This window comes from Campylobacter sp. W0014, assembly GCF_020135975.1.
In the GTDB taxonomy this organism is placed as follows: Bacteria; Campylobacterota; Campylobacteria; order Campylobacterales; family Campylobacteraceae; genus Campylobacter_D.
Window position 1 is genome coordinate 69612 of record NZ_JACHTR010000001.1, and the last position, 25154, is coordinate 94765.

20 protein-coding genes and 3 tRNA genes are annotated in these 25154 nt (G+C 31.6%); 6 read left to right on the forward strand and 17 right to left on the reverse strand.

Going from position 1 to position 25154, the window contains the following annotated elements; all coding sequences use genetic code 11:
- Positions 1-15 precede the first annotated feature (15 nt).
- From tatB to queA, 3 genes are read left to right on the forward strand one after another with little or no spacing between them, the layout of a single operon-like run.
- Positions 16-426: a Sec-independent protein translocase protein TatB gene (gene tatB, locus H2277_RS00360; protein ID WP_337200441.1), complete on the forward strand. Its 411-nt coding sequence runs from the start codon at positions 16-18 to the stop codon at positions 424-426.
- Positions 419-1150 (forward strand): twin-arginine translocase subunit TatC, encoded by a 732-nt coding sequence (gene tatC / locus H2277_RS00365; RefSeq protein ID WP_337200442.1) that lies wholly within the window; start codon positions 419-421, stop codon positions 1148-1150. The genes tatB and tatC overlap by 8 nt, the downstream gene beginning before the upstream one ends.
- A complete protein-coding gene (queA, locus tag H2277_RS00370; protein WP_337200496.1) occupies positions 1150-2178 on the forward strand; it encodes a tRNA preQ1(34) S-adenosylmethionine ribosyltransferase-isomerase QueA in 1029 nt (342 codons plus the stop codon). The genes tatC and queA overlap by 1 nt, the downstream gene beginning before the upstream one ends.
- Here the strand turns inward: queA and lpxD are convergent, their stop codons facing one another.
- The 3 genes from lpxD to H2277_RS00385 form a co-directional block, all read right to left on the reverse strand.
- Positions 2179-3132 (reverse strand): UDP-3-O-(3-hydroxymyristoyl)glucosamine N-acyltransferase, encoded by a 954-nt coding sequence (gene lpxD / locus H2277_RS00375; RefSeq protein WP_337200444.1) that lies wholly within the window; start codon positions 3130-3132, stop codon positions 2179-2181.
- Between the two features lie 82 nt (positions 3133-3214).
- Positions 3215-3658 (reverse strand): GatB/YqeY domain-containing protein, encoded by a 444-nt coding sequence (locus H2277_RS00380; protein WP_337200445.1) that lies wholly within the window; start codon positions 3656-3658, stop codon positions 3215-3217.
- 11 nt (positions 3659-3669) lie between these two features.
- Entirely contained in the window at positions 3670-4689 is a 1020-nt protein-coding gene (locus tag H2277_RS00385) for a bifunctional 3,4-dihydroxy-2-butanone 4-phosphate synthase/GTP cyclohydrolase II (RefSeq protein WP_337200446.1), read from the reverse strand.
- 120 nt (positions 4690-4809) lie between these two features.
- Here H2277_RS00385 and H2277_RS00390 point away from each other — a divergent pair.
- Together H2277_RS00390 and H2277_RS00395 are read left to right on the forward strand one after the other, a co-directional pair.
- Positions 4810-4884, forward strand: a tRNA-Gln gene (locus H2277_RS00390).
- Between the two features lie 12 nt (positions 4885-4896).
- Positions 4897-4972, forward strand: a tRNA-Met gene (locus H2277_RS00395).
- Positions 4973-5045: 73 nt separating this feature from the next.
- Here H2277_RS00395 and H2277_RS00400 read toward each other — a convergent pair.
- The 12 genes from H2277_RS00400 to H2277_RS00455 all read right to left on the reverse strand — a co-directional run bounded on the left by H2277_RS00400 (position 5046) and on the right by H2277_RS00455 (position 15361).
- Positions 5046-5122: transfer RNA gene (locus H2277_RS00400), tRNA-Arg, on the reverse strand.
- Positions 5123-5157: 35 nt separating this feature from the next.
- A complete protein-coding gene (gene fusA, locus H2277_RS00405; RefSeq protein ID WP_137623926.1) occupies positions 5158-7233 on the reverse strand; it encodes an elongation factor G in 2076 nt (691 codons plus the stop codon).
- Between the two features lie 12 nt (positions 7234-7245).
- The gene (gene rpsG / locus H2277_RS00410; RefSeq protein ID WP_137623925.1) at positions 7246-7716 is read right to left on the reverse strand and encodes a 30S ribosomal protein S7; all 471 of its coding nucleotides are present in this window, start codon (positions 7714-7716) and stop codon (positions 7246-7248) included.
- A gap of 69 nt (positions 7717-7785) precedes the next feature.
- Positions 7786-8172: a 30S ribosomal protein S12 gene (gene rpsL, locus H2277_RS00415; RefSeq protein WP_002782934.1), complete on the reverse strand. Its 387-nt coding sequence runs from the start codon at positions 8170-8172 to the stop codon at positions 7786-7788.
- Positions 8173-8386: 214 nt separating this feature from the next.
- The gene (aldA, locus tag H2277_RS00420) at positions 8387-9826 is read right to left on the reverse strand and encodes an aldehyde dehydrogenase (RefSeq protein ID WP_337200447.1); all 1440 of its coding nucleotides are present in this window, start codon (positions 9824-9826) and stop codon (positions 8387-8389) included.
- Between the two features lie 12 nt (positions 9827-9838).
- Complete coding sequence (locus H2277_RS00425) at positions 9839-10156, reverse strand: L-rhamnose mutarotase (protein WP_337200448.1); 318 nt, start codon at positions 10154-10156, stop codon at positions 9839-9841.
- A complete protein-coding gene (locus H2277_RS00430) occupies positions 10157-10927 on the reverse strand; it encodes an amidohydrolase family protein (protein ID WP_337200449.1) in 771 nt (256 codons plus the stop codon).
- Between the two features lies 1 nt (position 10928).
- Positions 10929-12170 (reverse strand): L-fucose:H+ symporter permease, encoded by a 1242-nt coding sequence (gene fucP / locus H2277_RS00435; RefSeq protein WP_337200450.1) that lies wholly within the window; start codon positions 12168-12170, stop codon positions 10929-10931.
- 16 nt (positions 12171-12186) lie between these two features.
- Positions 12187-12975 carry an SDR family oxidoreductase gene (locus H2277_RS00440; protein WP_337200451.1) on the reverse strand — a complete coding sequence of 263 codons (789 nt, stop codon included), beginning with the start codon at positions 12973-12975 and terminating at the stop codon, positions 12187-12189.
- A 46-nt stretch (positions 12976-13021) separates the two neighbouring features.
- Positions 13022-14185, reverse strand: a complete 1164-nt coding sequence (locus H2277_RS00445; protein WP_337200452.1) for a UxaA family hydrolase — start codon at positions 14183-14185, stop codon at positions 13022-13024.
- Between the two features lie 4 nt (positions 14186-14189).
- The gene (locus H2277_RS00450) at positions 14190-14453 is read right to left on the reverse strand and encodes a UxaA family hydrolase (protein ID WP_337200453.1); all 264 of its coding nucleotides are present in this window, start codon (positions 14451-14453) and stop codon (positions 14190-14192) included.
- A complete protein-coding gene (locus H2277_RS00455; RefSeq protein ID WP_337200454.1) occupies positions 14450-15361 on the reverse strand; it encodes a dihydrodipicolinate synthase family protein in 912 nt (303 codons plus the stop codon). The genes H2277_RS00450 and H2277_RS00455 overlap by 4 nt, the downstream gene beginning before the upstream one ends.
- Before the next feature lie 243 nt (positions 15362-15604).
- Between H2277_RS00455 and H2277_RS00460 the strand changes: the two genes are divergently transcribed.
- On the forward strand, positions 15605-16372 hold the full coding sequence (locus tag H2277_RS00460; RefSeq protein WP_337200455.1) for an IclR family transcriptional regulator: 768 nt from the start codon (positions 15605-15607) through the stop codon (positions 16370-16372).
- A gap of 19 nt (positions 16373-16391) precedes the next feature.
- Here H2277_RS00460 and rpoC read toward each other — a convergent pair whose 3' ends face one another.
- Positions 16392-20945 (reverse strand): DNA-directed RNA polymerase subunit beta', encoded by a 4554-nt coding sequence (rpoC, locus tag H2277_RS00465; protein WP_337200456.1) that lies wholly within the window; start codon positions 20943-20945, stop codon positions 16392-16394.
- Positions 20938-25065 carry a DNA-directed RNA polymerase subunit beta gene (gene rpoB, locus H2277_RS00470; RefSeq protein WP_337200457.1) on the reverse strand — a complete coding sequence of 1376 codons (4128 nt, stop codon included), beginning with the start codon at positions 25063-25065 and terminating at the stop codon, positions 20938-20940. Before rpoB ends, rpoC begins: the two co-directional genes overlap by 8 nt.
- Positions 25066-25154: the final 89 nt, after the last annotated feature.

Consider the following 25154-nt stretch of genomic DNA (forward strand, 5'->3'; position numbering starts at 1 on the left):
TGTAAAGTTTTAAATATGAGTTTTGGTGAAATTATAATTATTTTAGTGGTAGCAATTTTAGTTTTAGGACCTGATAAACTTCCTGAAGCTATTGTACAAATAGCTAAAATTTTAAAAGCTTTAAAGAAAAATATAGATGATGCAAAATCAAGCATAGAAAAAGAAATTCGTATTAATGACCTTAAAGAAGAGGCTAAAAAATATAAAGATGAATTTTCTTCAACCAATCAAAATATAAGAAAAAAACTTAGTTTTGAAGAATTTGATGATCTTAAAAAAGATATTTTAGAAAAAACCAAAGTGGATTTAACTTTTGATAGTAGAGAAAATAGCTCCTCAAATAATCTTAGTGGGCAAAATTTAACTCCAAATGAAAAACCCAAACTTACTTCATTGGATGAAAAAATGGAAAAACAAGATGTTTGAAGAATTAAGACCTCATTTAATCGAACTTAGAAAGCGCCTTTTTATCAGTGTTGTTGCTGTTATTGTATTATTTTTGATATGCTTTGGCTTTCGCAATTATATTTTAGAAATTTTAAAAGCTCCTCTTATAGAAGTTTTACCTGAATTTTCAAAACATATTAATGTTATTGAAATGCAAGAAGGACTATTTACCACTATTAAAGTAAGTTTTTTTGCTGCCTTTGTTTTTGGTATCCCTATTATTTTTTGGCAATTTTGGAAATTTGTCTCTCCAGGACTTTATGACAACGAGAAACGTCTTGTAATCCCTTTTGTAAGTTTTGCAAGCATTATGTTTGCTTTGGGAGCTTGTTTTTGTTATTTTATTGTCGTGCCTTTGGCTTTTAAATTTTTAATCAATTTTAGTGTTAATGAAGGCTTTAATCCAGTCATTACTTTAGGGACTTATGTTGATTTTTTCATCAAAGTTATTATAGCTTTTGGTTTGGCTTTTGAGATGCCTGTTGTTGCATTTTTCTTTGCAAAAATAGGTTTGATTGATGATTCTTTTTTAAAGCGTCATTTTCGCATCGCTGTTTTAGTTATTTTTATTTTTTCTGCTTTTATGACGCCACCTGATTTCTTATCTCAATTTTTAATGGCAGGGCCTCTTTGCGGACTTTATGGACTCTCTATTTTAATTGTTCAAAAAGTCAATCCAGCCTCTAAAGAAGATGCAGAGTGATCGAGCAAGATTTCTTTCTATTATCTTATGATTATCATTTACCACAAGAGCTTATAGCAAATTATCCAATAATCCCTAAAGAAAATGCTAAACTTTTGGTTTATGAAAGAAAAAATCAAAAAATTTTCCATACCACTTTTGCTAATCTAAAGGATATTTTACCCGATTGTGTGATATTTTTTAATGATACAAAGGTTATTAAAGCAAGAATTTATGGAAAAAAATCAAGCGGTGGCAAGATAGAACTTTTTTTACATCAACCTTTTTTAAATTCAAAAAAACCAAGTTTTATAGTTCAAATTAAAGGACGTGTAAAAATCAATGAAATTTTGCATTTTGAGAAAAACTTAACAGCAGAAGTTATTGAAATTTTAGAAGATGGAATGCGTAAAGTTTGTTTTTATCAAAATGATAAAATCTTAAACACAAATGAACTTTATGAACTTCTTGATAAAATAGGACATATTCCCTTGCCTCCTTATATCAAAAGGGCAGATAATACTGATGATATTAAGGATTATCAAAGCATATTTGCTAAAAATTTAGGTGCGGTGGCTGCGCCTACGGCAAGTTTACATTTTAGTGAAGAAATGATTAATGATCTAAATAAAAAGCATGAAATTTATCATCTGACTTTGCATGTAGGCGCAGGCACTTTTAAAAATGTCGAATGCGAAAACATACAAGAGCATAAAATGCATAGCGAATTTTTTAACATTCCAAAAAAGGCTTGTGAAATTATTGATTCAAAAAAACCTATTTTAGGTATTGGAACCACGGTAACAAGAAGTATAGAATACTACGCAAGAACGCATAAAGAAAATGGATTTTGTGATTTATTTTTGCACCCAAATAATCCACCTATAAGACAAAATTATCTTTTAACCAATTTTCACTTGCCTAAATCAACTCTTATTATGCTTGTTTCATCTTTTATAGGTAGAGAGCAATGTTTAAAACTCTATGCATTAGCCATAAAAGAAAAATATCGATTTTACTCTTATGGCGATGCCATGCTTATTTTATAATCATTCTTTAAATTTTATAGCAATTTTGGCTTGAAGCTTAAGCCAATCTTTTTGAAGCATGATAGGGAAACCTCCATAAACTTTACCTCCTTCAAGGTTTTTGCTTACTCCACCTCGTGCAGCTATTGTACTAAAATCTCCTATTTTTAAATGCCCACTTGTAGCACTTTGACCACCCATAACCACATTTCTTCCTAATTGACTTGAACCTGAAATACCTGTTTGTGCCACAATGATACAATTTTCTCCAATATCACAATTGTGTCCTATTTGAACAAGATTATCTACTTTAGTTCCTGCTTTAATAATTGTACTATCAAATACAGCTCTATCAATTGTTGTACAAGCCCCAATTTCTACAAAATCTTCCAAAATAACATTACCATTGTGATAAATTTTACAATGCTCTCCATTTTTATTGTGTGCATAACCAAAACCATCACTTCCTATAACGCAATTTGCCAAAAGATGGCACTTTTTACCAATCTTAGTGTCATTATAAATTACCACATTAGGATGAATAATACTCTCATCTCCTATACTAACATTATCGCCAATATAAGCACCAGCCATAATAACTACATTTTCTCCAATATCAACATTATTGCCTATATAAACATTAGGCATAATTTTAGCACTCTTGACAATATTTTGCTTTTTTTCTTTAACTTGTTCAAACAAAGGTTTTGCAAAAAGCTTACTTAAAAAAGCGAAACTTAAATGTGGATTTTGAGTAATTAATACTTTCGTATCTTTTGGAACCAAATTTTCATATTCTTTGGTTACTAATATCGCAGCGGCTCCAGTATTAGGAATATCTTTAGCATTTTTTTCTCCATCGCAATACGTTAGCTCTGTAAAATTTGCCCTTAATAGAGAATTTAAAGCAGTGATTTCAATATCTTCATCATAATATTCCAAGCTTAAAAATTCCGCTATTTCTTTTAATTTCATTTTATTCCTCTAAAAAAATATTTCTTGCAATCATAGCACGATAATCTTTCTAAATGCTAACTTTTTGCACAATCTTAAAAAATTAATTTAATATTTCTCTTAAAATTGTATTTAATCTTTTTCCATCAACTCTTGCTCCAAATTCTTCCTTAGCTTCTTTCATAACAAGCCCTTGCTCTTTTAAAGAACTTACTCCTAATTTTTCTATTATTTTTTTTAATGCTGATTTTAATTCCTCATCACTTAATTGTTTTGGTAGATAAATTTCAAGAATGGCAATTTCATCATTTTCTTTTTGAGCCAAATCTTCTCTTCCACCTTTAGTATAAAGTTCTACCGCATCCTTTCTCTTTTTTATTTCGCCAATTATGATCTTAAATATTTTTTCATCATCAAGAGTGATTCTTTGATCGATCTCAACCTGCTTTAAAGCCGCGTTTAAAATCCTTAAAACGTCGCGTTTGAAATCATTTTTTTGCTTCATCGCTTCTTTAATATCATCTAAAATTTGCTCTTTAAGTGTCATTTTTATCCTTTCTAGTTAAAATTACAGACTTTAAGATTTAATCCAAAACCCTCTAAGCCTATATAATCTTTATCGCAACTTTGAGATAAAAGCTTAATCTCTTCTATTTTAAAATATCTTAAAATTTGCGCCCCTATGCCATAATTTTTAAATTGAGTTGCACTTGATTTTTCTCCTTGCATGAAAACAATCACTCCACTATTTTCATGTAAAAATTTAATCTGTCCTAAAAGTTTTGAAAATTTATCCGACGTTAAAAGCTCAAAATCGCTTCCGCTGATATGAAATTTCACATTAGTACATTTTTGAATTTCCCCAAAAGAAAATACAATATGTTGCATATGATTATGATCAGTAAAAACAAATTTTTTAGCTTTAAAACCTGCTAAAAAACTATCACTTTTTTCTTTTAAGGTGATAAGACTTTCATGTTTTAATCTATATTCTATAATATCAGAAACTGCAATCATATTAAGATTATGTTTTTCGCAAAATTTTTCTAAATCTTCTCTGCGAGCCATATCTCCATCATCTTTAACAATTTCACAAATCACACAAGCTTCTTTTAATCCCGCTAAACGACAAAGATCCACAGTCCCTTCTGTATGCCCTGTCCTTTCTAGCACTCCTCCGCTTTTAGCGATTAAAGGATTAATATGGCCAGGTCGAACAAAATCTTCTGCTTTTGCCTCATCATCTGCAAAAATTTTTATAGTCATATCACGTTCATAAGCACTTACACCCGTTTTAGCCTCTTTAGCATCCACTGTAATTGTAAAAGCAGTTTCATGATTAGAAGTATTTTGTGGCACCATTAAAGGAAGGTTAAATTTTTTAGCAATTTTCTCTCCAAGTGCTACACAAACAACACCCCTAGCCTCTTTAATCATAAAATTTACCTTTTCTTTTGTGCTAAATTGGGCAGGAAAAATCAAATCTCCTTCGTTTTCTCTATCTTCTGCATCAACCATTACAAGCATTTTACCTTGTTTTAAATCCTCAATAGCTTGCTCAATGCGTACAAATTTCATTTATTATTCCTCATTTTTTTTAATTTTATAAAAATTATAGCTTTATTTGCTTGACAAATAAATTAAATTTTAATATAATTTCCTCTCTTAAAAATATTACAAAGCAATACTTATTTAAATTGGGGTATCGCCAAGCGGTAAGGCAACAGGTTTTGGTCCTGTCATTCAGGGGTTCGAATCCCTTTACCCCATCCAAAAATATCTTATCGCGAAGTAGAGCAGTGGTTAGCTCGTCGGGCTCATAACCCGAAGGTCGGGAGTTCAAATCTCCCCTTCGCAACCAATCATACCTAATTAAAACTTCTACTGAAAATTTGATTAAAAGCTAAAGAAAGAAAATAATGATTTATTTAAAATGGTGTCCACGGCGAGATTCGAACTCACGGCCTCAAAATTAGGAATTTTGCGCTCTATCCAGCTGAGCTACGAGGACAAAAAAAAGCGGAAGAAAAACTTCCGCTTTAATTTTTAACCATTTCTCTTTTTGATAATTTCTTCAGAAACATTTTTTGGAACTTCATCATAATGATCAAATTCCATAGAATAAGTTGCACGACCTTGAGTCTGACTTCTAAGATCTGTTGAGTAGCCAAACATTTCAGCTAAAGGACAAAATGCCGTGATGATTTTATTTCCGCCTCTTTCATCCATAGAATTTACTTGACCACGACGCTTATTTAAATCGCCTATTACATCACCCATATATTCTTCTGGGGTTTCAACTTCAACCTTCATCATAGGTTCTAAAATAACAGCTCCTGCTTTTCTAGCTCCTTCTTTAAAGCCCATAGAAGCAGCAAGCTTAAATGCCATTTCAGATGAATCCACTTCGTGATAACTTCCATCATAAACAGTCACTTTTACATCCTCAACAGGATATCCCGCTAAAACACCATTTTGTAAAGCTTCTTGGATACCTTTATCTACAGCTGGAATATATTCTTTAGGAATCACTCCACCTTTGATATCATTAACAAATTCATATCCACTTCCTGGCTCAAGTGGTTCAAGGCGTAAAAATACATGACCATATTGACCACGACCACCTGATTGTTTAGCGTATTTGTATTCTTGTTCAACTGTTTTTCTAATTGTCTCTCTATAAGCAACTTGAGGTTGGCCTACTTCAGCTTCAACTTTAAATTCACGAAGCATACGATCAACGATAATTTCTAAGTGAAGCTCACCCATACCTGAAATAATAGTTTGACCACTTTCTTCGTCAGTAGAAACTCTAAAGCTTGGATCTTCTTGTGCAAGTTTATTTAAAGCTATAGACATTTTTTCTTGATCTGCTTTGGTTTTTGGCTCAACGGCAACAGAAATAACAGGATCTGGAAAATCCATTCTCTCTAGAATAACTTTATCTTTTTCGCTAGCCAAAGTATCACCTGTTAAAGTGTCTTTAAGCCCTACAACAGCGCCAATCTCTCCTGCGTAAAGAACTTTAATTTCTTCTCTTTTATTTGAGTGCATCTTTAATAGACGACCGATTCTTTCTTTTTTATCTTTTGTAGAGTTATAAGCATAAGAACCACTTTCTAAGCTGCCACGATAAACACGCACGAAAGTAAGTTGTCCCACGAATGGATCGGTCATAATTTTAAAAGCAAGTCCCGCAAATTCACCATCATCAGTTGATTTTACAGAAACTTCTGTACCATCTTCATATTCACCTCTGATATTTGCTACCTCATCAGGAGCTGGTAAATAAGCTACAACAGCATCCAATAAAGGCTGAACACCTTTGTTTTTAAAAGCCGTTCCGCAAAGCATAGGAACGATGGCAAGACTTAAACATCCAGCTTTAATTCCTGACTTGATTTCTTCAAGAGTTAATTCTTCTCCACCGAGATATTTTTCCATCAATTCATCAGAAGTTTCAGAAACTGCCTCTATCATCTTAGTACGATATTCTTCAGCTTTTTCTTTCAATTCTGCTGGAATTTCTTTCTCAACATAATCTGTTGGTTTTGTGTCATCTTCCCAAACTAAAGCTTTCATTGTTACAAGGTCGATAACACCTTTAAAATTATCTTCAGCGCCAATTGGAATTTGAAGTGGAACTGGATTTGCTTTTAGACGGTTGCGAATTTGATCTTCTACATTATAAAAATTAGCACCAATTCTATCCATTTTATTAACAAAAACGATTCTTGGAACCCCATACTTATTTGCTTGTCTCCAAACAGTTTCTGATTGAGGTTGAACTCCACCAACTGAACAGAAAACAGCTACAGCGCCATCTAAAACACGCATTGATCTTTCAACTTCAATGGTAAAATCCACGTGGCCTGGAGTGTCAATAAGATTGATTTGATGATCTTTCCAAAAACAAGTTGTTGCAGCAGAAGTAATCGTAATACCTCTTTCTTTTTCTTGTTCCATCCAGTCCATAGTCGCAGCACCATCATGCACTTCGCCGATTTTATGACTCATTCCAGTGAAGAAAAGAATTCTTTCACTTGTTGTTGTTTTTCCAGCATCGATATGTGCTGCAATCCCTATATTTCTAACTTTTTTTAAAGGAGTAGTTCTTGACATCTTATCCCTCTCTTACCAACGATAGTGAGCAAATGCTTTATTTGCTTCAGCCATTTTATAAGTATCTTCTTTTTTCTTAAAGGAAGCGCCTTTGCTGTTAGCAGCATCTAAAAGCTCTCCTGCAAGTTTTTCTATCATTGTTCTTTCGCTTCTTTTTCTTGCAAAAGAAATAATCCAACGAATAGCCAAAGCTTGCTGTCTAGCAGGTCTTACTTCAACTGGAACTTGATAAGTAGCACCACCTACACGACGAGATTTAACTTCTAAAAGAGGTTTGATATTTTCAATAGCTTCATTAAAAATATCGATTCCTTTCTTTTCGCCACCTTTTTTATCAATAGCTTCTAAAGCACCATACATTATAGTTGTTGCAACACTCTTTTTTCCATCATACATTAAAGAATTAATAAATTTTGTGATTACTTTATTACCATAAATCGGATCAGGTAAAACTTCTCTTACCGGAGCTTTTCTTCTTCTCATTATTATTCCTTCAAATTTTTAATTTTACTCAAACAAAATCAAATCAAACGGATTTGTCTGTCTTTAATTTTACTTAGCAGCACCTGCCTTAGGACGCTTAGCACCATATTTAGAACGAGAAACTGTTCTTTTTGCAACACCTGCTGTATCAAGCGCACCACGCACAATGTGATATTTCACACCTGGCAAGTCTTTAACCCTACCACCACGTACTAAAACAATACTATGTTCTTGAAGATTATGACCTTCACCACCGATATAGCTAATTACTTCAAAGCCACTAGTAAGTCTTACTTTGGCAACTTTTCTTAACGCTGAGTTTGGCTTTTTAGGAGTTGTTGTATAAACCCTAGTGCAAACTCCCCTTCTTTGTGGACAATTTTTAAGCGCTGGAGATTTAGATTTTTCTAAAACTTTTTTACGCTCTTTTCTAACCAATTGATTTATGGTTGGCACAATAATTCCTTTCTTTAAATAATGTAATAAACCTTGAATAATATCTAAAATTTGCTTAGTTTTTATTAAAATTATCTTTTATTTATATTTGCTAAGGCATTTTCTCTATTTTAGTGTCAAATAAAATAAAATTGTAGCTATAAATCAAAATTTTTCAATTTCAAAAAAACCTTAATCTAAAAACATACGAATTAGATTAAGGTAAAAAAATAAATTATTGTTTTTCTGTATTATATTGTAAATAAACTACGTGAGTAGCTAAATACTCTTCAAGACCATGTTTGCCATCAGCTCCCCCTATTCCACTTTTTCTAAATCCTGCATGAAAACCCTGCATTGCTTCAAAATTTTCACGATTAATATAAGTTTCTCCAAATTTAATTTCTCTGCTTGCTCTCATTGCTATATCTAAATTTTGGGTATAAATAGAACTTGTAAGCCCATATTCACAATCATTTGCCATATCAATCGCTTCATCTAATGTATCAAATTTTGCAATAGGTATAATAGGAGCAAAAATTTCTTTTTGCATAATCTCATCCTCATGCTTAACATTTGTAAGTACAGTAGCTGGAAAATAATATCCACTTGTATCAGTTATTTTTCCACCACATTCTACAGTAGCACCTTTAGCTTTCGCACGTTCAAGCATTCCCAATGCATTATCCACACCTGCTTGATTGACAAGTGGACCCATATCAAAATTTCCTTTGAGTGTATTTCCTACGCTCACCTTGCTCATAGCTTTTACAAATTTATCTACAAATTCATCATATACATCTTTATGGATATAAGCTCTTTCAGCACAATTGCAAACTTGACCATTGTTACAAATTCTACTTGCTTTTATTGCCTCTACAGCCAAATCAATATCTGCATCCTTGCATACTATAGCAGGTGCTTTTCCTCCAAGCTCTAAAGAAACTTTTATGATATTTTTTGCCGCCGCTTCCATAACCCTAACTCCAGCCTCAACGCTTCCTGTAAGACTTACCATGCCTATATCTTTATTGCTTGATAATTCATGTCCTACTATACTGCCCTTTCCAGCCACCAAATTAAACACTCCTTTAGGCAAAGAACTTTGCGAAACAAGCTTTGCAAATTCAAAAGCATTATTTGGAGTTTCACTGCTTGGTTTTATAACAATAGTATTTCCCGTTAATAAGGCTGGAGCCATTTTTCTCGCTATTAGAAAAAATGGGAAATTCCAAGGCAAAATTCCACCAACAACTCCAATAGCGCTCTTGTACAGATATATATGTTCATTAGCCCTATCGCTTTGTATGATTTCACCTTCATATCTTCTAGCCCATTCAGCTGTATAATCTATATAATCTGCCGTAAAATGAATTTCTACGCTAGCCAAATCTTTAGTTTTTCCTTGTTCTTGCATCAAAACATGAGTTAAAAAATCAGCATTTTTTCGTATCAAATTTGCTAATTCTTTTAAATGATTTGCTCTTTGTATAGCTGGTTTTGCCTCCCAAGATTTTTGAGCTTTTTTAGCTACCTCAATAGCTCTTTGAGTATCTTCTAAACTTGCACTAGCAACTTTTGAAATTACTTCTTTAGTTGCTGGATTTAAAACTTCAAAAAATTCACCCTTATGAGGAATAAATTCCCCATTAATAAAATTATAATAAGTTGTCATTATCTCTCCTTCTTAATCTAAATGAAACACTTCTTCCATATTGAGCCATTTTTGTCCCGCATAACCTAAAGATATTTGACAAGGATCTGTTACTTTCCACCATTTTTGTGTATTTTTATCCCTCGTCATTTTAGCCATATCTGCTTCAAAATCAGCTCCTATATACTCAAAATATGCAAACAAATACTCTCCAAAAAGATAAATGGAATAATTTTGTATATTGCACTCCTTAATCATTTCACAAACTCCTTTGTAAGGATTTTTATGAAGATCTTTATATTCTTGAATTTTCTCTTTTTTGATTTTTATGATTTGACCATACCTTTGCATTTAACCTCCTTTATAAAGTTTTAAAGCATTTTGATAAAAAATTGCATCTAAATTTTCAAAAACTTCACTTTTTAAAATCAAATTTGCCCATTTATTTGGACTTAATTTTGATACTGGGTAATTGCTACCAAATAAAAATCTATCTTCGCTAAAATTTTCTTTCAAAAATGAGAAAAGCTCAAAAATAAATTCTTGAGAAGTTTGCATCGAAAAATGATCTGGCGATGAAAGTTTGATATAGAAATTTGAAAATTTTTTTAATCTTTGCAAATCTTTTTTATAATCACAAAAGCAATTAATATCAGGATTGCCCATATGATCTAAAACAACCTTTAAATTTGTATTTTCTCTTAAAAATTGCTCTAAAAATACTAATTCTTTATTTTTTAAACAAGCTTCAAAAACTATCTGTGCTTTTTCTAGAATTTTCATAAACTCTTTAAAATCAGCTTCAAACAATCTTTTAGCACCTTTAAAACTCGTGTGCATAACCTCTCTAAAAGCACAAATTTCTTCTTTATGTTTCAAATCTGCTAAGCAAAGTTTTAACCCATAAAGCTTTTTTAATTTTAAAGCAAATAAAGCTTCTTTATCCTTATCATCGCTATTTGTTTCAACATACATAGCACCGAGAAACTCAAAGTTTTTATATTCTTTTATTGCTTGATTAAAATCAAAATTTTGATTTAATTCTTTGTATGAATTAACCCAAGAAATAGAACATTCTTGCAAATTCCAAAGATGTAAATGAGTATCAAAAATCCTTTGCATTTTAAACCTCTATTTTTGAACCAAAAAATCCATACCAAGCAATATATAAAAATAAAGGCGCCATTACTAAATACCCCGTACTTGTATTATAATGATCATTAATCAAACCTACAATGCTAGGCATAATAGCTCCTCCAACCACACTCATTACTAGCAAAGATCCACCTAATTTTACTTGATTAAAAGGTAAATTTTTTGTCGCTATAGCAAAAATCGTTGGAAAAGAAATGGACATAAAGAAAAATACAGCTATGAGTACAACTATACTTAAAAAGCCATGAACAAAATAAAGTGCTATACATAAAATGGTATTTATAAAAGAATATATACCTAAGATATTTTCTCCTTTAATTTTTTTCATTAAAGGTGTCGAAACAATACGCCCTATCATAAATGCCACCAAAGCTATAGAAAAATAATAAGCACCTTGTTCATCCTTTAAATTTTCATTATGCTCAACTACATAATTGATAAAAAATGCCCCAGCAGCAACTTGATTTGCTATATATAAAAATTGTGCTAAAAGTCCTAAATTAAAATGTCTATGTTTAAAAACCTCTATAGATTTAAAATAATCTTTTTGTTTATAATCACTATTTACAGCTGAACCTTCAGGAATTTTATTTAAGGCAAAAGCAATTAAGATTAAAATCACAATAGCAGCAATTCCAACATACACAAGCTGAACATTTCCCATATTTTCTACCAATGCAGCTTCAATTTGTTCTTTACTGGCATTTTGTCCTTGTTTAGTGATAGATAAAAATAAAGCTCCACCTATAATAGGTCCTAAAAATTGCCCAAAACCATTAAAACTTTGAGCAGCATTGATTCTAAAACTTGCATTTTTTTCATCTCCAAGTTTTACCATATAGGGATTTGCGCTAGCTTCTAAAGATCCTATACCACAAGCTAAAATAAAAAATGCAAACAAAAACAAATGGAAAGAAGCTAAATTGGTTGCAGGTATAATCAGTAAAGATCCTATAGCATATAATGCTAAACCGAACATAATTCCTATTTTATAAGAATATTTATTGGCTATATAGCCTGCAGGCAAAGCAATAATAAAATAAGCCCCAAAATAAGCCAATTGCAAAAATCCGCTTTCATGCTGAGTGACATGAAGGTGATTTTGAAAATTTTTATTCATCACATCTATAAGTCCATAACTTACACCCCATAAAAAGAAAAGTGAAGTTACTAAAACGATTGCAATTTTGATATTTTTTGAATTAGTCATTTGATATCCTTATCTCTTAGTCTTCATCCCAATTTAAAGCTCTATCTAAATGAATATAACCTCCATCTGGAATTAAAATCTGTCCCGTAGTATGTGAAGCTAATGGACTTAGGGTAAAAACGGCCGTATTTGCAATTTCTTCTACGGTAGTGAAACGATGTCCTAAAGGAATGGCTTTTGCAATTTTTTTATATTGTTCTTCAGGGTTAGGGAAATTTTGTAACCATTTTTCATAAAGCGGAGTCATCACTTCAGCAGGAGCAATAGCATTTACTCTAACATTATCCTTGGCAAAGGCACAAGCCCATTCTCTAGTAAATCCAATTTGTGCAGCCTTAGCTGATGCATAAGCACTAGTTCTACCTTGACCTGTAATACCTGTTTTACTAACTATATTTAAAATACTTCCTTGCTCTTTTTTAATATAAGGCAAACACTCTTTAGTCATTGCATAATAGTGAAAAAGATTGTTTTCATAAGATTTTATTAAATCTTGAACACTTGTATTCTCAATATGTAAGTTATCATTTGCTCCTGCATTATTCACAAGAGCGTAAATATTATTATATTTATTTGCCACCTCATTAACCAATTGAGATATTTGCTCATAATCTTTTAAGTCAATTTCATAAAAAGTATAATTTGGACATAATTCTCTTAACTCACTATCATGTTCTTTTGGCATACTTCTTGAAAAAATCACAACAATTCCACCCTCTTTGGCCCATAATTTAGCAATTGCATAACCAATACCTTTAGCACCTCCTGTTATGATGCAAACTTTATTTTTAATTTTTAAATCCATATTTTTCTCCTTTTATTAATCAAAAATCATGCCAAAATAATATTTATTAGCAAGTTGTAGCAAGTCTCCAAACAGAAAAATCATTTTGTTCATTAATTTCTGCTTTTACCAATTCTCCATTAGAAATTCGTATGATTAAATTTATTAATTCGTCTCGCACTTCTTCTTTAGTTTTTTTACCGTCTATAATATCCCCTGCATTAACATCAATAGCATCATTCATATTGTTATAGCAAAAAGTATTTGAACTCATTTTAATTGTAGGAGTAATTGCAGATCCTGTAGGTGTTCCACGACCTGTAGTAAATACACAAATATTTGCCCCTCCAGCTACCATAGCACTTAATTGCTCAATATCATTCCCAGGGGTATTCATAAAAGTAAGTCCCTTAGAAACCACAGGTTTTGCATAATCAATCACATCCATTAAAGTTCGAGTTCCTGCTTTATAAACACAACCTAAAGATTTTTCTTCTATGGTGCTTAACCCACCTGCTATATTTCCCGGACTTGGATTTGCTCCACGAATATCAGTGTGAAAGGATTTAACTAAATTTTCATAACCCAAGATTTTCTCATATACTTTTTTTGCTACTTCATCATTTTTAGCTCTTTTTGCAAGTATAGCTTCACATCCTATAAGTTCAGTTGTCTCAGCCAAAATGACAGCACCACCTTGATCAATGATCAAATCGCTTAAACTACCCAAAGCAGGATTAGCACTAAGCCCGCTATAGCTATCGCTTCCTCCACATTCTGTTCCTAAAATTAAATCACTAAAATCACCTTCGCTTTTTTGTAAATTTGAAGCAGCTTTAAGCATATCATTAACTATTTTTACACCCTTATCTATTGTATTTTTACTGCCGCCACATTCTTGTATTACCAAATATTCAACTTTTTTATAAGGTGTTGTTTGTTTAATTTTTTCAGCCACCACTTTAGCTTGTATCACTTCACAACCAAGTCCAACAATTAAAACCCCAAAAACATTAGCATTTGTACCATGACCTATTAAAACATCTCTAGTTTGCAAAGCATCAAATTCAAGTTGAGAACAACCATGTTGATGATTAATATAAACTGATCCTTGACACTGTTTAGCTATATTTTCACACACTTTGTTAGCACAATGTACACTGGGTATAATAATAACTTTATTTCTTAATCCTAACTTACTATCTTCTCTTCTATAACCCATAATTTTCATTACTTTACTCCTTATCGCCACGTCCTCGAATACCAGATATATTATGAATATGTACCCATTCTCCAGCCTTAATATCACAATTTGCACTTGCAATAACCTCTGCATATTTAATAATTGCTTCGTTGGTTTTAATATCTTTAAGTGCAAATTTATGTCCACTAGTAATATCATTTTTAAGTTTTATATTTGCCACCTCTTCTCCTTTTTTAAAATTACGTAAAGCAGTAGCTACATTATCTTTTTCGCTCACTATAATAAAATCATTCATAAAATTTTTACCCCAGTTTCTTGTTCTATAGTCTTAATCAATTCTCTTGCTTTATTGAAACACATATCTAATTTTTCTTTAGTAATAGACGACAAAGGGTGTATAGTTGCATTTGCAAATTCAAACCCTCTAGCCTTTAACAATAAAGCAAATCCCATAGGAAAAGATATACTCATTCCAAATCTTATAACCTTTAAAAGACTCTTTTGTATTAATAGCGCTCTTTCATATTTTTTTTCACTCATTGTTTTATAAATTTCACTCATAAGTTCTGGAAAAATACCTCCGATACTTGTCATAGAACCTTTAGCACCTAAAAATAAAGCTTCTGCATAAATTTCTTCTCTTCCTACAAAAACATCAAAATTTTGGGGTACCATATCCAGAATGTGATTTAAAAGCAAAGCATCTCCACTACTATCTTTAAGACCTGCTATATTGTTAAGTTTTGAAATTTTTTCTATAAAACTTAAACTCAAAGCGGGTGCAAAAAGTGGAATATTATAAATATACAAAGGAAGCTTGACTTTTGAGACTAAATCTTTGATATATTCAAAAAGAGTCTCTTCATCAAATTTATAATAATAAGGCATAGCAAGCAAAAGTGCATCGAGTCCTAATTTATAAGCCTCATCTGCTAAAATAATTGTATCTTGATAAACATTTGAAGTGATACCTGTAATAATGGGCACCTTACCTTTGGCTGCTTCCTTGCTAAGTTTCATTAGTTTGATTTGATCCTTAACACTCAAAGCTTGAGAATCCCCTGCGCTACCATTACAAAATAATCCATCTAAACCTTTATCAATTCCAAATTCACAATAACGAATAAATTCTTTTTCATTAATCATGCCATCATTGGAATAAGGCGTAAGTAAAGCTGGTAATGTCCCTTTTAAAATTCCCATTTTATCTCCTTATATTTTTTTGTATATACAAAAATTTATTTATATACAAAAAAATATAACAAAATTATTTAAAAAAAATCAAGAGTCAAAAAAACATAATTATTTTATATTTGCCTCTTTAGATAGACTTTTGTCTTTAAAATGCAAATGATAAAATAAATCAAAAAAAATGTTTTATGTTACCAAAAGTAAAAAATGTGATAAAATTTATAAATAAAATGCAATCAATAAAAGGATAATTTTATGCATCAACCTACTCTTAGAGTTATAAAAATTTTAGAATTAATTGCCAATTCAAAAGAACAACTTACATTAAGTCTAATAGCTAAAAAATTAAATATTCCAACAGGAACACTTTCACCTATTTTACAAACTTTACAAAAACAAAAATATATAAAATGCAATTTAAGTTATAAAAGTTATTCTTTAGATTTTAAAATTTTAGAATTAAGCTGTAATATAAAATATAAAAATAGTATCTTTGAGCTTATTAAAAAACATATGAAAAACATTAGAGATCTAACAAATTTAACTTGCCAAATGGGTATTTTAAAAGAAAATAATGTTCTCTACTTAGAAAAGTTAGATGCTAATGATCAAATACAATTAAAATCTTTTATAGGAACTTCATATCCTGCTTATGCAACATCTTTGGGTAAGGCTTTATTATCAAACAAAACAAAAAATGAATTAAAAATACTTTATCCCGAAAATTTTAAAAAAATAACTCGAAACACCTTAAAAAATATAGATGAATTATACGAACAAATAAAAAAAATTAAGAAAGAAAAAATAGCCTTAGAAAGCGGAGAAATGAATCCTCAAATCGAATGTATGGCCATAAATATAGAACACAATAATAAAATAATTGCTGCAATAAGTATATCTTATCCTATTTTTTATTCAAATAAAGAATTTATAGAAAAAAATAAAAAAATATTAATTAAAGAAAAAAATAAAATAGAAAAAGCAATTAGTTTATTTTTTTCAGATTTAGAAGATATCTATTAAAATAGCCAAAAAGGCTATTTTAATTATTTTCTTTTAATTTGAACTTCTTTTCTCCATAAAGACCAGTTCCTACAGGAATCATTCTACCTAAAATAACATTTTCTTTTAAATCTTCTAGATAATCAAATTTTCCAGCTATACTAGCTTCAGTTAAAACTTTAGTTGTTTCTTGGAAAGATGCTGCAGAAATCACACTATCACTTCCAATTGCAGCTCTTGTAACACCCAAAAGAACAGGTTCAGCAATAGCTGGCTCCCCACCCATTCTCATAATTCTTTCATTTTCTTCTCTAAATTTACGTCTAGATATTAGATCGCCTTCTATAAATTTAGTATGTCCACTATCAATAACTTTTACTTGTCTTAACATTTGAGAAACAATAACTTCAATATGCTTATCTGAAATAACAACGCCTTGTCCTCTATAAACTTGTTGAATCTCAGAAATTAGATAATGATGTAAAGCTTTTTCTCCTAAAATTTTAAGTATATCATGGCTTGAAACTACACCATCGGTTAATTTTTCTCCAGCATGTATAAATTCACCATCTCTAACTTGTATATGCTTAGATTTATCGATCAAATACTCAACGCTTGTACCATCTTCTGCTTGGATGACTATCCTTTCTTTTGAACGTAACGGCTTATCAAAACGAACTACTCCATCAATTTCAGCAATCACAGCAGCATTTTTTGGTTTTCTTGCTTCAAATAGCTCAGAAACTCTTGGAAGACCTCCTGTGATATCTTTAGATTTTGCAGCAGCTTTTGGAATTTTTGCCAAAATATCAGCCTGTAAAACCTTATCACCATCATGTACAAAAATAACTGTTTTTGGCTCTAATTGATAACGCACTGCTTTATTGTCTTTTCCAGCGATCACTAAAGTTGGCCTAACACCACTTGGAAGATATTCATTAATTACCAAAGATCGCTTACCCGTTGCTTCATCAATTTGTTCATCAGCACTATAACCTGCTTCAATATCTTCAAAACTTATAGTTCCATCAATTTCAGCAATAATGGTATTATTATAAGCATCCCATTCTGCAACAACAATACTTTCTTTCTTTGGAGCACTTACTATAATAGCGTTAGGATCTTCAATCAAAGCACTATCATTGAATTCAATTTTTGATTCTCTTGGAATATAATGTCTTTTTGCTTCTCTCCCATTTTCATCAGCGATAACAACAAAAAAACCTTTTTCTTTGACTACATCACCTTTTTTGACATTTTTAACCCTATCAAGACCATCACCTTTAAGAACATAAAATTTCAAGGTTCCTTTTTCACCTGCCTTGATATTTTTAACAACTGGATCGCCATCTTTAACTAAAATTTCACTTGCAAATGGAATACGATTAGGAATATTCCATCCTTCTTTGATCACCTCAACAATACTTTCATTTTCATCAACTTCAGCACCATTTTGATAAGGAAGATACAATTTACCATCTATACTTCCGCTAACCCCTGCTAATTCATTTGCTTTTGCAAGATCGTATTTTCTAAGCGTGTATTTAATTTCTTGTTTTTTATCTTTAATAGAAACAATCACATCTTCATGGATATTCTCTATGCTGATTATTCCTTTAAATGGAGCTTTTATTTTTGGTTCTACCAATAAAATAGCTGCATTTCTACGATTTGCAACTATCATTTTTCCTTCTTTATTTTTATAAGTTTTTAAATTATAAAATCTTATAAAACCTTCTTTTTGAGCACTAACTTGTCTATCTTGTAAATCCGTACTTGCGGTTCCACCACTATGGAAAGTTCTTAATGTAAGCTGAGTACCAGGCTCCCCAATAGACTGTGCTGAAATAATACCAACAGCTTCACCTGGTTTAACAAGTTTTCCTTCGCCAAGATTTACACCGTAACATTTAGCACAAATTCCTTTTCTAGCTTTACAAGTAATTGGAGTTCGAATATTTACACTTTTAATACCATTTTCGCTAAACATCTTAGCTTTTTCTTCATCAATTAAAGTTCCTTCAGTAAAGAGAACAGAATTTGTAATAGGATCGATCACATCTTCTGCCAAAACTCTACCTAAAACTCTTTCTTCTAATGTCTCTATTATGGAACTATCAGCAGTAATTTCATTAATTTCAACTCCTTCGTGTGTACCACAATCTTCCATGGTAATTTTTACATTTTGTGCAACATCGATTAATTTTCTTGTCAAATAGCCTGCATTTGCGGTTTTAAGCGCCGTATCTGCAAGACCTTTTCTAGCACCATGAGTAGATATGAAATACTCAAGTACATTTAAACCTTCACGGAAATTTGAAATAATAGGAGTTTCAATAATAGAACCATCTGGCTTAGTCATAAGTCCTCTCATTGCAGCAAGCTGAGAAATTTGCGCTGCACTACCTCTAGCTCCAGAATCTGCCATCATATAAATGGAGTTAAAACCATCCTTATCTTTTTCAACTAATTTCATCATTTCTTTTGAAAGAAGGTTATTTGTACTTTTCCAAATATCAATAATTTTATTATATCTTTCCCCAGAAGTTATCAAACCAAGGTTATAAGAATTTTGAATTTCTCTAACTTGTTTTTTGGCTTCATCAATAGCTTTTTGCTTGTCATCAGGAACAATAATATCTGCTATAGAAATAGAAATACCTGCTTTTGTAGCGTATTCAAAACCTAAATTTTTAAGTCTATCCAAGAAGCTAGCAGTAATTTCTAAACCACCTTGTTTGTAAACATAATCAACAAGCGCAGCAATATCCTTTTTCTTTAAAACTTTATTCCAATTAGATTCAGGAACAAAATCAGGTAAAATAGATTTTACAATAAGTCTTCCTGCTGTTGTTGTAATCTTTCTACCATCAATAACAGTTTGTATGCTCGCATGAATATCTAAACACTTGCTTTCAAGTGCCATCATTACTTCATCAATACCTGTGCAAATTTTATGAGATCCTTTTGCTTCTGCTTTTTCCAAAGAAAGATAATAAATTCCTAAAACCATATCTTGCGAAGGAACGGTTACTGATTTACCGCTCGCTGGCAAAAGAATATTCATTGAAGAAAGCATAAGCACTTTACATTCTGCAATAGCTTCTTGAGAAAGCGGTACATGCACCGCCATTTGATCTCCGTCAAAGTCTGCGTTAAAAGCAGCACATACTAAAGGATGCAATTGTATTGCTTTACCCTCAACTAAAACCGGATGAAAAGCTTGGATAGAAAGCTTATGTAAAGTTGGAGCGCGGTTTAGCATAACAGGATGACCTTTTACAACCTCTTCTAAACATTCCCAAACTTCATTGGTTTTATTCTCTATCATTTTTTTTGCTTGTTTAACGGTTGTTGCATAACCTTTTTCTTCAAGCTTAGCTAATAAATGCGGTTTAAAAAGCTCTAAAGCCATTTTTTTAGGCAAACCACATTGATCCATTCTTAATTTTGGACCTACAACAATAACGCTACGTCCCGAAAAATCAACCCTTTTTCCAAGCAAGTTTTGTCTAAAACGCCCTTGCTTACCTTTGATAATTTCACTTAAAGATTTCAATGGACGCTTATTAGCTCCTTTAACCGCATTAGCACGACGACCGTTATCAAATAAAGCATCTACTGCTTCTTGAAGCATTCTTTTTTCATTTCTTATAATGATTTCTGGCGCATCAAGCTCCATAAGCTTTTTAAGACGAGTATTTCTATTGATAACACGACGATATAAATCATTTACATCAGAAACCGCAAATTTTCCGCCATCTAGAGCAACCAAAGGACGTAAATCTGGTGGTAATACTGGTAAATTAGTTATCATCATCCACTCTGGGCGATTAGGAACTGCATTTTCACTATCAACATCGGTATTAGAATTTGAATTTAAAAAATTCTCAACCACTTTTAAACGTTTAATGATAGTCTTTTTCTTTGCTTCTGAATTAGTTGCGGCCATTTCTTCTTTTAATTGATTTAAAAGAGCTACAAGATCTAAATTAGCCAATAGATCTCGAACAACTTCTCCACCCATTCTCGCTTTAAAACCACTACTTTCATAACGCTGCATTAAATTTTGATATTGCTCTTCATTTAGAACATCACAATATTCAACTTTTTTAGTATTTTCATTATCATAATATGCATCACCAGCATTTTCAACAATATAAGCTTCATAATAAAGTACACGCTCAAGATCTTTCATCTTTACACCTAAAAGTGTACCTATACGACTTGGTAAAGAATTCACATACCAAATATGCGCTACTGGAGTTACAAGTTCAATATGCCCCATTCTTGAACGACGAACTTTAGAATTAGCAACTTCAACGCCACATTTTTCACATTTAACTCCTTTAAAGCGCATTTTTTTATATTTACCGCAAAGACATTCATAATCACGGATAGGACCAAAAATTTTAGCACAAAAAAGACCGTCTCTTTCAGGTTTTAAAGTTCTATAATTGATCGTTTCTGGTTTTTTTACTTCCCCATAAGACCAAGATTTTATTTTTTCAGGACTAGCAAGCCTTAGTTGAAAAGCTTCAAAATCTCTAGGTCTAGCATCTTCTTTTACTTCTATGACTTTAAATTTACTCATTGTCCTCATCCTTATCAAAAATCTCAACATCTAACGCAAGTGATTTAAGTTCATTAGTTAAAACAAAAAATGTCTCAGGAATTCCTGTCGCTGGAACATTTTCTCCTTTGGTGATTGCTTTATAAGCATTAAATCTACCCTCTACATCATCTGATTTAATAGTTAGCATTTCTCTTAAAGTATGTGCCGCTCCATAAGCTTCAAGTGCCCACACTTCCATTTCTCCAAATCTTTGACCTCCAAAAAGTGCTTTACCTCCAACTGGTTGTTGGGTTACAAGGCTATAAGGTCCTGTACTTCTTGCATGAACTTTTTCATCAACTAAGTGGTGAAGTTTTAACATATACATACATCCCACATGAACACGTTCTGCTATCTTTTCACCGGTTCTTCCATCGTAAAGCTCTGTTTTTCCATCCATGTCAATTTTTGCTAATTCAAACAATTTTTTAAATTCCTCTATATTGACACCTTCAAAAACAGGGGTTGCAAATTTAACCCCCCTACTCCAATCTCTAGCATAATCTAAAAGTTCTTCATCGCTTAATTTTTTGATAAATTCTTTTTCATTTACAAGTCTTGGAATAGAGCAAATTTCAAGCATCTTCGCTCTTAATTCTTTAATGAAATCTTTTTGTTTTCTATCAAAGATCTCTTGAATTTGCTCTCCAAGTCTTAATCCAACAAGTCCCAAATGGCTTTCCAAAATTTGACCTATATTCATACGACTTGGAACCCCTAAAGGATTGAGTGCAATATCTACACTTTTTCCATTTGCAAGATAAGGCATATCAACTTCTGGGATTATAGTGGAAACAATGCCTTTATTTCCGTGACGTCCTGCCATTTTATCGCCCACTTTTAACTTTCGTTTTGTAGCGATATAAACTTTGACAAGTTTTACCACTCCACTTGGTAAAATATCATCTTTTTCTAAAATTTCAAGCTTTTCATCGTGTTCAGCTTTTAGTTTTTTCTTTTCATTTTGGAAATGATTTTTCAAATCTTCATATTGTTTTTGAACTTCTTTAGAATAAGCTTTAATAATAGTAGTAAGCGTAAAACGATTGATTTTTTCCAAATCGCTTAAATCAGCTTTTTCGCCTTTTTTATAAGTTTTATCACCGATTTTTTGACTACTGTTTAAAGTTGATTTGGACAATAAAGCACAAACTCTGAGCATTTCTTCTCTATCCATCATCAAAAGTCTATCGTGATGTTCTTTTTCTAAAGACATTTTTTCTTTATCATACGCTTTTAAAGCTCTTTCGTCTTTTTCATAACCTTTTTTAGTAAATATTTTTACATCTACAACTACACCTTCTAATGAAGCAGTAGCATATAAAGACTTATTTACAACATGGCCTGCTTTTTCGCCAAAAATAGCCCTTAAAAGTCTTTCTTCTGGCGTTGGTTTAACCTCACCTTTTGGTGAAACCTTTCCAACCAAAATCATACCCGGTTTGATATGAGTTCCTATTTTTGCAATTCCGCTTTCATCTAAATGCGCAATATCTTCTTCTTTTACATTTGGTATATCTTTAGTGATTTCTTCTATACCATCTTTTAATTCTCTAGCTTCAATTTCTTTTTCATAAATATGAACGCTTGTAAACGTATCTTCGCGAATGATTCTTTCGCTTACTACAATAGCATCCTCATAATTATAACCATTCCAAGGCATAAAAGCAATTAAAGCATTTTTTCCAATAGCCAATTCTCCTTGATCCATAGAAGGACCATCGGCAATAATTTGCCCTGCTTTAACCACTTCTCCCTTTTTAACAATAGGATGTTGAATATAATTTGTATTTTGATTGGTGCGTAAATTTTTCTCCATAATATAGTGATCAATAAAAGGACCTTTTTCATCTTCACCCAAGATAAAAATACTTTTATTATCTACTTTTTCTACTATACCGCCACGCTTAGCCTTAACAGCTTCCCAAGCATCGCGCGCAATAGTGCTCTCCATTCCAGTACCTACTATAGGAGCGCTTGAAGTTAAAAGAGGGACAGCTTGGCGTTGCATGTTAGAACCCATCAAAGCTCTGTTTGCATCATCATGCTCTAAGAAAGGGATTAAAGATGCTGCAACCCCAACAACCATACCTGAGCAAAGGTCGATAAGTTGAACTTCTTCTCTTTTAGCTAAAATAGTTTCTCCATCTTGTCTTGCTTCAACGAATTCTTCGACGATATTGCCTTTAGCATCTACCTTAGTTGATGCAGCTGCGATAAATAAACCTTCTTCTTGTGTAGCGGTTAAATAAACAATTTCATCGGTAACTTTTCCATTTTCAACTTTTTTATAAGGTGCTTCAACAAAACCAAGTTCATTCACTTTAGCATAAGTTGAAAGGGTATTAATCAAACCGATATTTTGCCCCTCTGGGGTTTCTACTGGACAAATTCTACCATAATGAGTAGCATGAACATCCCTAACTTCAAAACCTGCCCTTTCTTTAACAAGCCCCCCTTCACCAAGTGCAGATAAACGACGCTTATGAGTGATCTCACTTAGTGGATTTGTTTGATCCATAAATTGTGAAAGTTGTCCACCTGTGAAAAATTCAATGATGGTTGTAGTGATCATCTTAGGATTAATCAAATCATAAGGCATAACTTTATCAATATCAGAATTTAAAGAAGTAAATTTATCTCGGATAGCTTTTTGCATTTTTGCCAATCCTAAATGAAGTTCATTGGCCAAAAGTTCACCTATAGATCTGATACGACGGTTTCCTAAATGATCTCTATCATCAATATGACCTTTGCCATTCTTAACCTTAATCAAATACTTTGCAGTTTTAATAATATCTTCATTGGTTAAAACAGTTACATATTCAGGGACATCAAGACCTAATTTATGATTCATTTTCATACGACCAACTTTGGTTAAATCGTATCTTTCTGGATTGAAAAATAGATCATTAACAAAAGTTTTTGCCGCATCTTTAACTACTGGTTCACCAGGTCTCATAACTTTATAAATTCTTATTGCAGCTAGATCATTTTCATCTTCAATATTTTCAGTTTGTTTTAATAATTTTAAAGTTTCATTATCTTGTATAAATGAGTTGATAATAGCAGTATCTACACCATTAGCTAAATCATTTGCAATTTCAAAACTTTTTTGCTCTTTAATTTTTGCAAGTTTGCTTTCATCAATAAGCGTTAGAGAATCAAAAAGCATTTCGCCGCTATTTTTATCAAAAATAGGATTTGCTAAATAACGATTTAATAAAACTTCTATTGGATATTCTATCCATTTCAATCCATCTTTAATCAATTGCTCGGCTTTTTTCTTCGTCAATCTTTTTCCCGCTTGGTGGACAACCTTACCTTTCTCATCCTTGATATCATATTCTATTCTATCCATAAAATCGCTAGGATTAAATTCAGTCAAAAATTTATCCTTTTTAACATGGATTGTTTGAATAGGATAAAATAACTTTATAATATCCTGCTTTTTATATCCTAATGCCCTAAAAAGCATAGTTATGGGTACTTTTCTTCTTTTGTTAATTCTCACATAAAGCACATCTTTAGCATCATATTCAAAATACAACCAAGAACCACGATCAGGAATAATTTGTGCTGTATAAACAAGCTTATTAGCTACTGTTGAGCTTTCCTCCTCTTTAAAAATTACACCAGGACTTCTATGAAGCTGATTAACAACTACTCTTTCTACACCATTAATAATAAAAGATACACGATCTGTCATTAATGGAATTTCTCTGATATAAATTTCTTGTTCTTTGATATCTTTTATACCAACTTTCTCACCTGTCTTTTCATCTCTTTCATGTAAAGTAAGACGGATTTTCATTTTTAAATTTACAGAGTAAGTTAAACCTCTTTCCATACATTCGCGAATAGTATATTTTGGTTTGCCTATTTCACTATTTACATATTCTAGACTCAATCTATTTTGCGGATCATGTATTGGAAAAATTGATTTAAAAACTTTTTCTATACCACTTTCACCATTATTAAAATTTAAAAAATAATCAAAACTAGCTTTTTGTAATTGTAAAAGATTTGGAATTTCTATTTGTTTTGAAATATTGGAGAAATCTACTCTTAAACGATTTCTTAATTTATTATCTAACATTTGCATATACCTCATGGTAAATTTTGTAAATTTAAAAAAGAAGACCTAAAAACTAGGTAAAAACAAAAAAAGAAGACTTGTAAAAACAA

Bases quoted from the DNA above. Each gene is read 5' to 3' on its own strand.
- tatB (WP_337200441.1), top strand. From the start codon at position 16: ATGAGTTTTGGTGAAATTATAATTATTTTAGTGGTAGCAATTTTAGTT.
- tatC (WP_337200442.1), top strand. From the start codon at position 419: ATGTTTGAAGAATTAAGACCTCATTTAATCGAACTTAGAAAGCGCCTT.
- lpxD (WP_337200444.1), bottom strand. From the start codon at position 3,132: ATGAAATTAAAAGAAATAGCGGAATTTTTAAGCTTGGAATATTATGAT.
- H2277_RS00380 (WP_337200445.1), bottom strand. From the start codon at position 3,658: ATGACACTTAAAGAGCAAATTTTAGATGATATTAAAGAAGCGATGAAG.
- H2277_RS00385 (WP_337200446.1), bottom strand. From the start codon at position 4,689: ATGAAATTTGTACGCATTGAGCAAGCTATTGAGGATTTAAAACAAGGT.
- fusA (WP_137623926.1), bottom strand. From the start codon at position 7,233: ATGTCAAGAACTACTCCTTTAAAAAAAGTTAGAAATATAGGGATTGCA.
- rpsG (WP_137623925.1), bottom strand. From the start codon at position 7,716: ATGAGAAGAAGAAAAGCTCCGGTAAGAGAAGTTTTACCTGATCCGATT.
- aldA (WP_337200447.1), bottom strand. From the start codon at position 9,826: ATGACAACTTATTATAATTTTATTAATGGGGAATTTATTCCTCATAAG.
- H2277_RS00425 (WP_337200448.1), bottom strand. From the start codon at position 10,156: ATGCAAAGGTATGGTCAAATCATAAAAATCAAAAAAGAGAAAATTCAA.
- H2277_RS00430 (WP_337200449.1), bottom strand. From the start codon at position 10,927: ATGCAAAGGATTTTTGATACTCATTTACATCTTTGGAATTTGCAAGAA.
- fucP (WP_337200450.1), bottom strand. From the start codon at position 12,170: ATGACTAATTCAAAAAATATCAAAATTGCAATCGTTTTAGTAACTTCA.
- H2277_RS00440 (WP_337200451.1), bottom strand. From the start codon at position 12,975: ATGGATTTAAAAATTAAAAATAAAGTTTGCATCATAACAGGAGGTGCT.
- H2277_RS00445 (WP_337200452.1), bottom strand. From the start codon at position 14,185: ATGAAAATTATGGGTTATAGAAGAGAAGATAGTAAGTTAGGATTAAGA.
- H2277_RS00450 (WP_337200453.1), bottom strand. From the start codon at position 14,453: ATGAATGATTTTATTATAGTGAGCGAAAAAGATAATGTAGCTACTGCT.
- H2277_RS00455 (WP_337200454.1), bottom strand. From the start codon at position 15,361: ATGGGAATTTTAAAAGGGACATTACCAGCTTTACTTACGCCTTATTCC.
- H2277_RS00460 (WP_337200455.1), top strand. From the start codon at position 15,605: ATGCATCAACCTACTCTTAGAGTTATAAAAATTTTAGAATTAATTGCC.
- rpoC (WP_337200456.1), bottom strand. From the start codon at position 20,945: ATGAGTAAATTTAAAGTCATAGAAGTAAAAGAAGATGCTAGACCTAGA.
- rpoB (WP_337200457.1), bottom strand. From the start codon at position 25,065: ATGTTAGATAATAAATTAAGAAATCGTTTAAGAGTAGATTTCTCCAAT.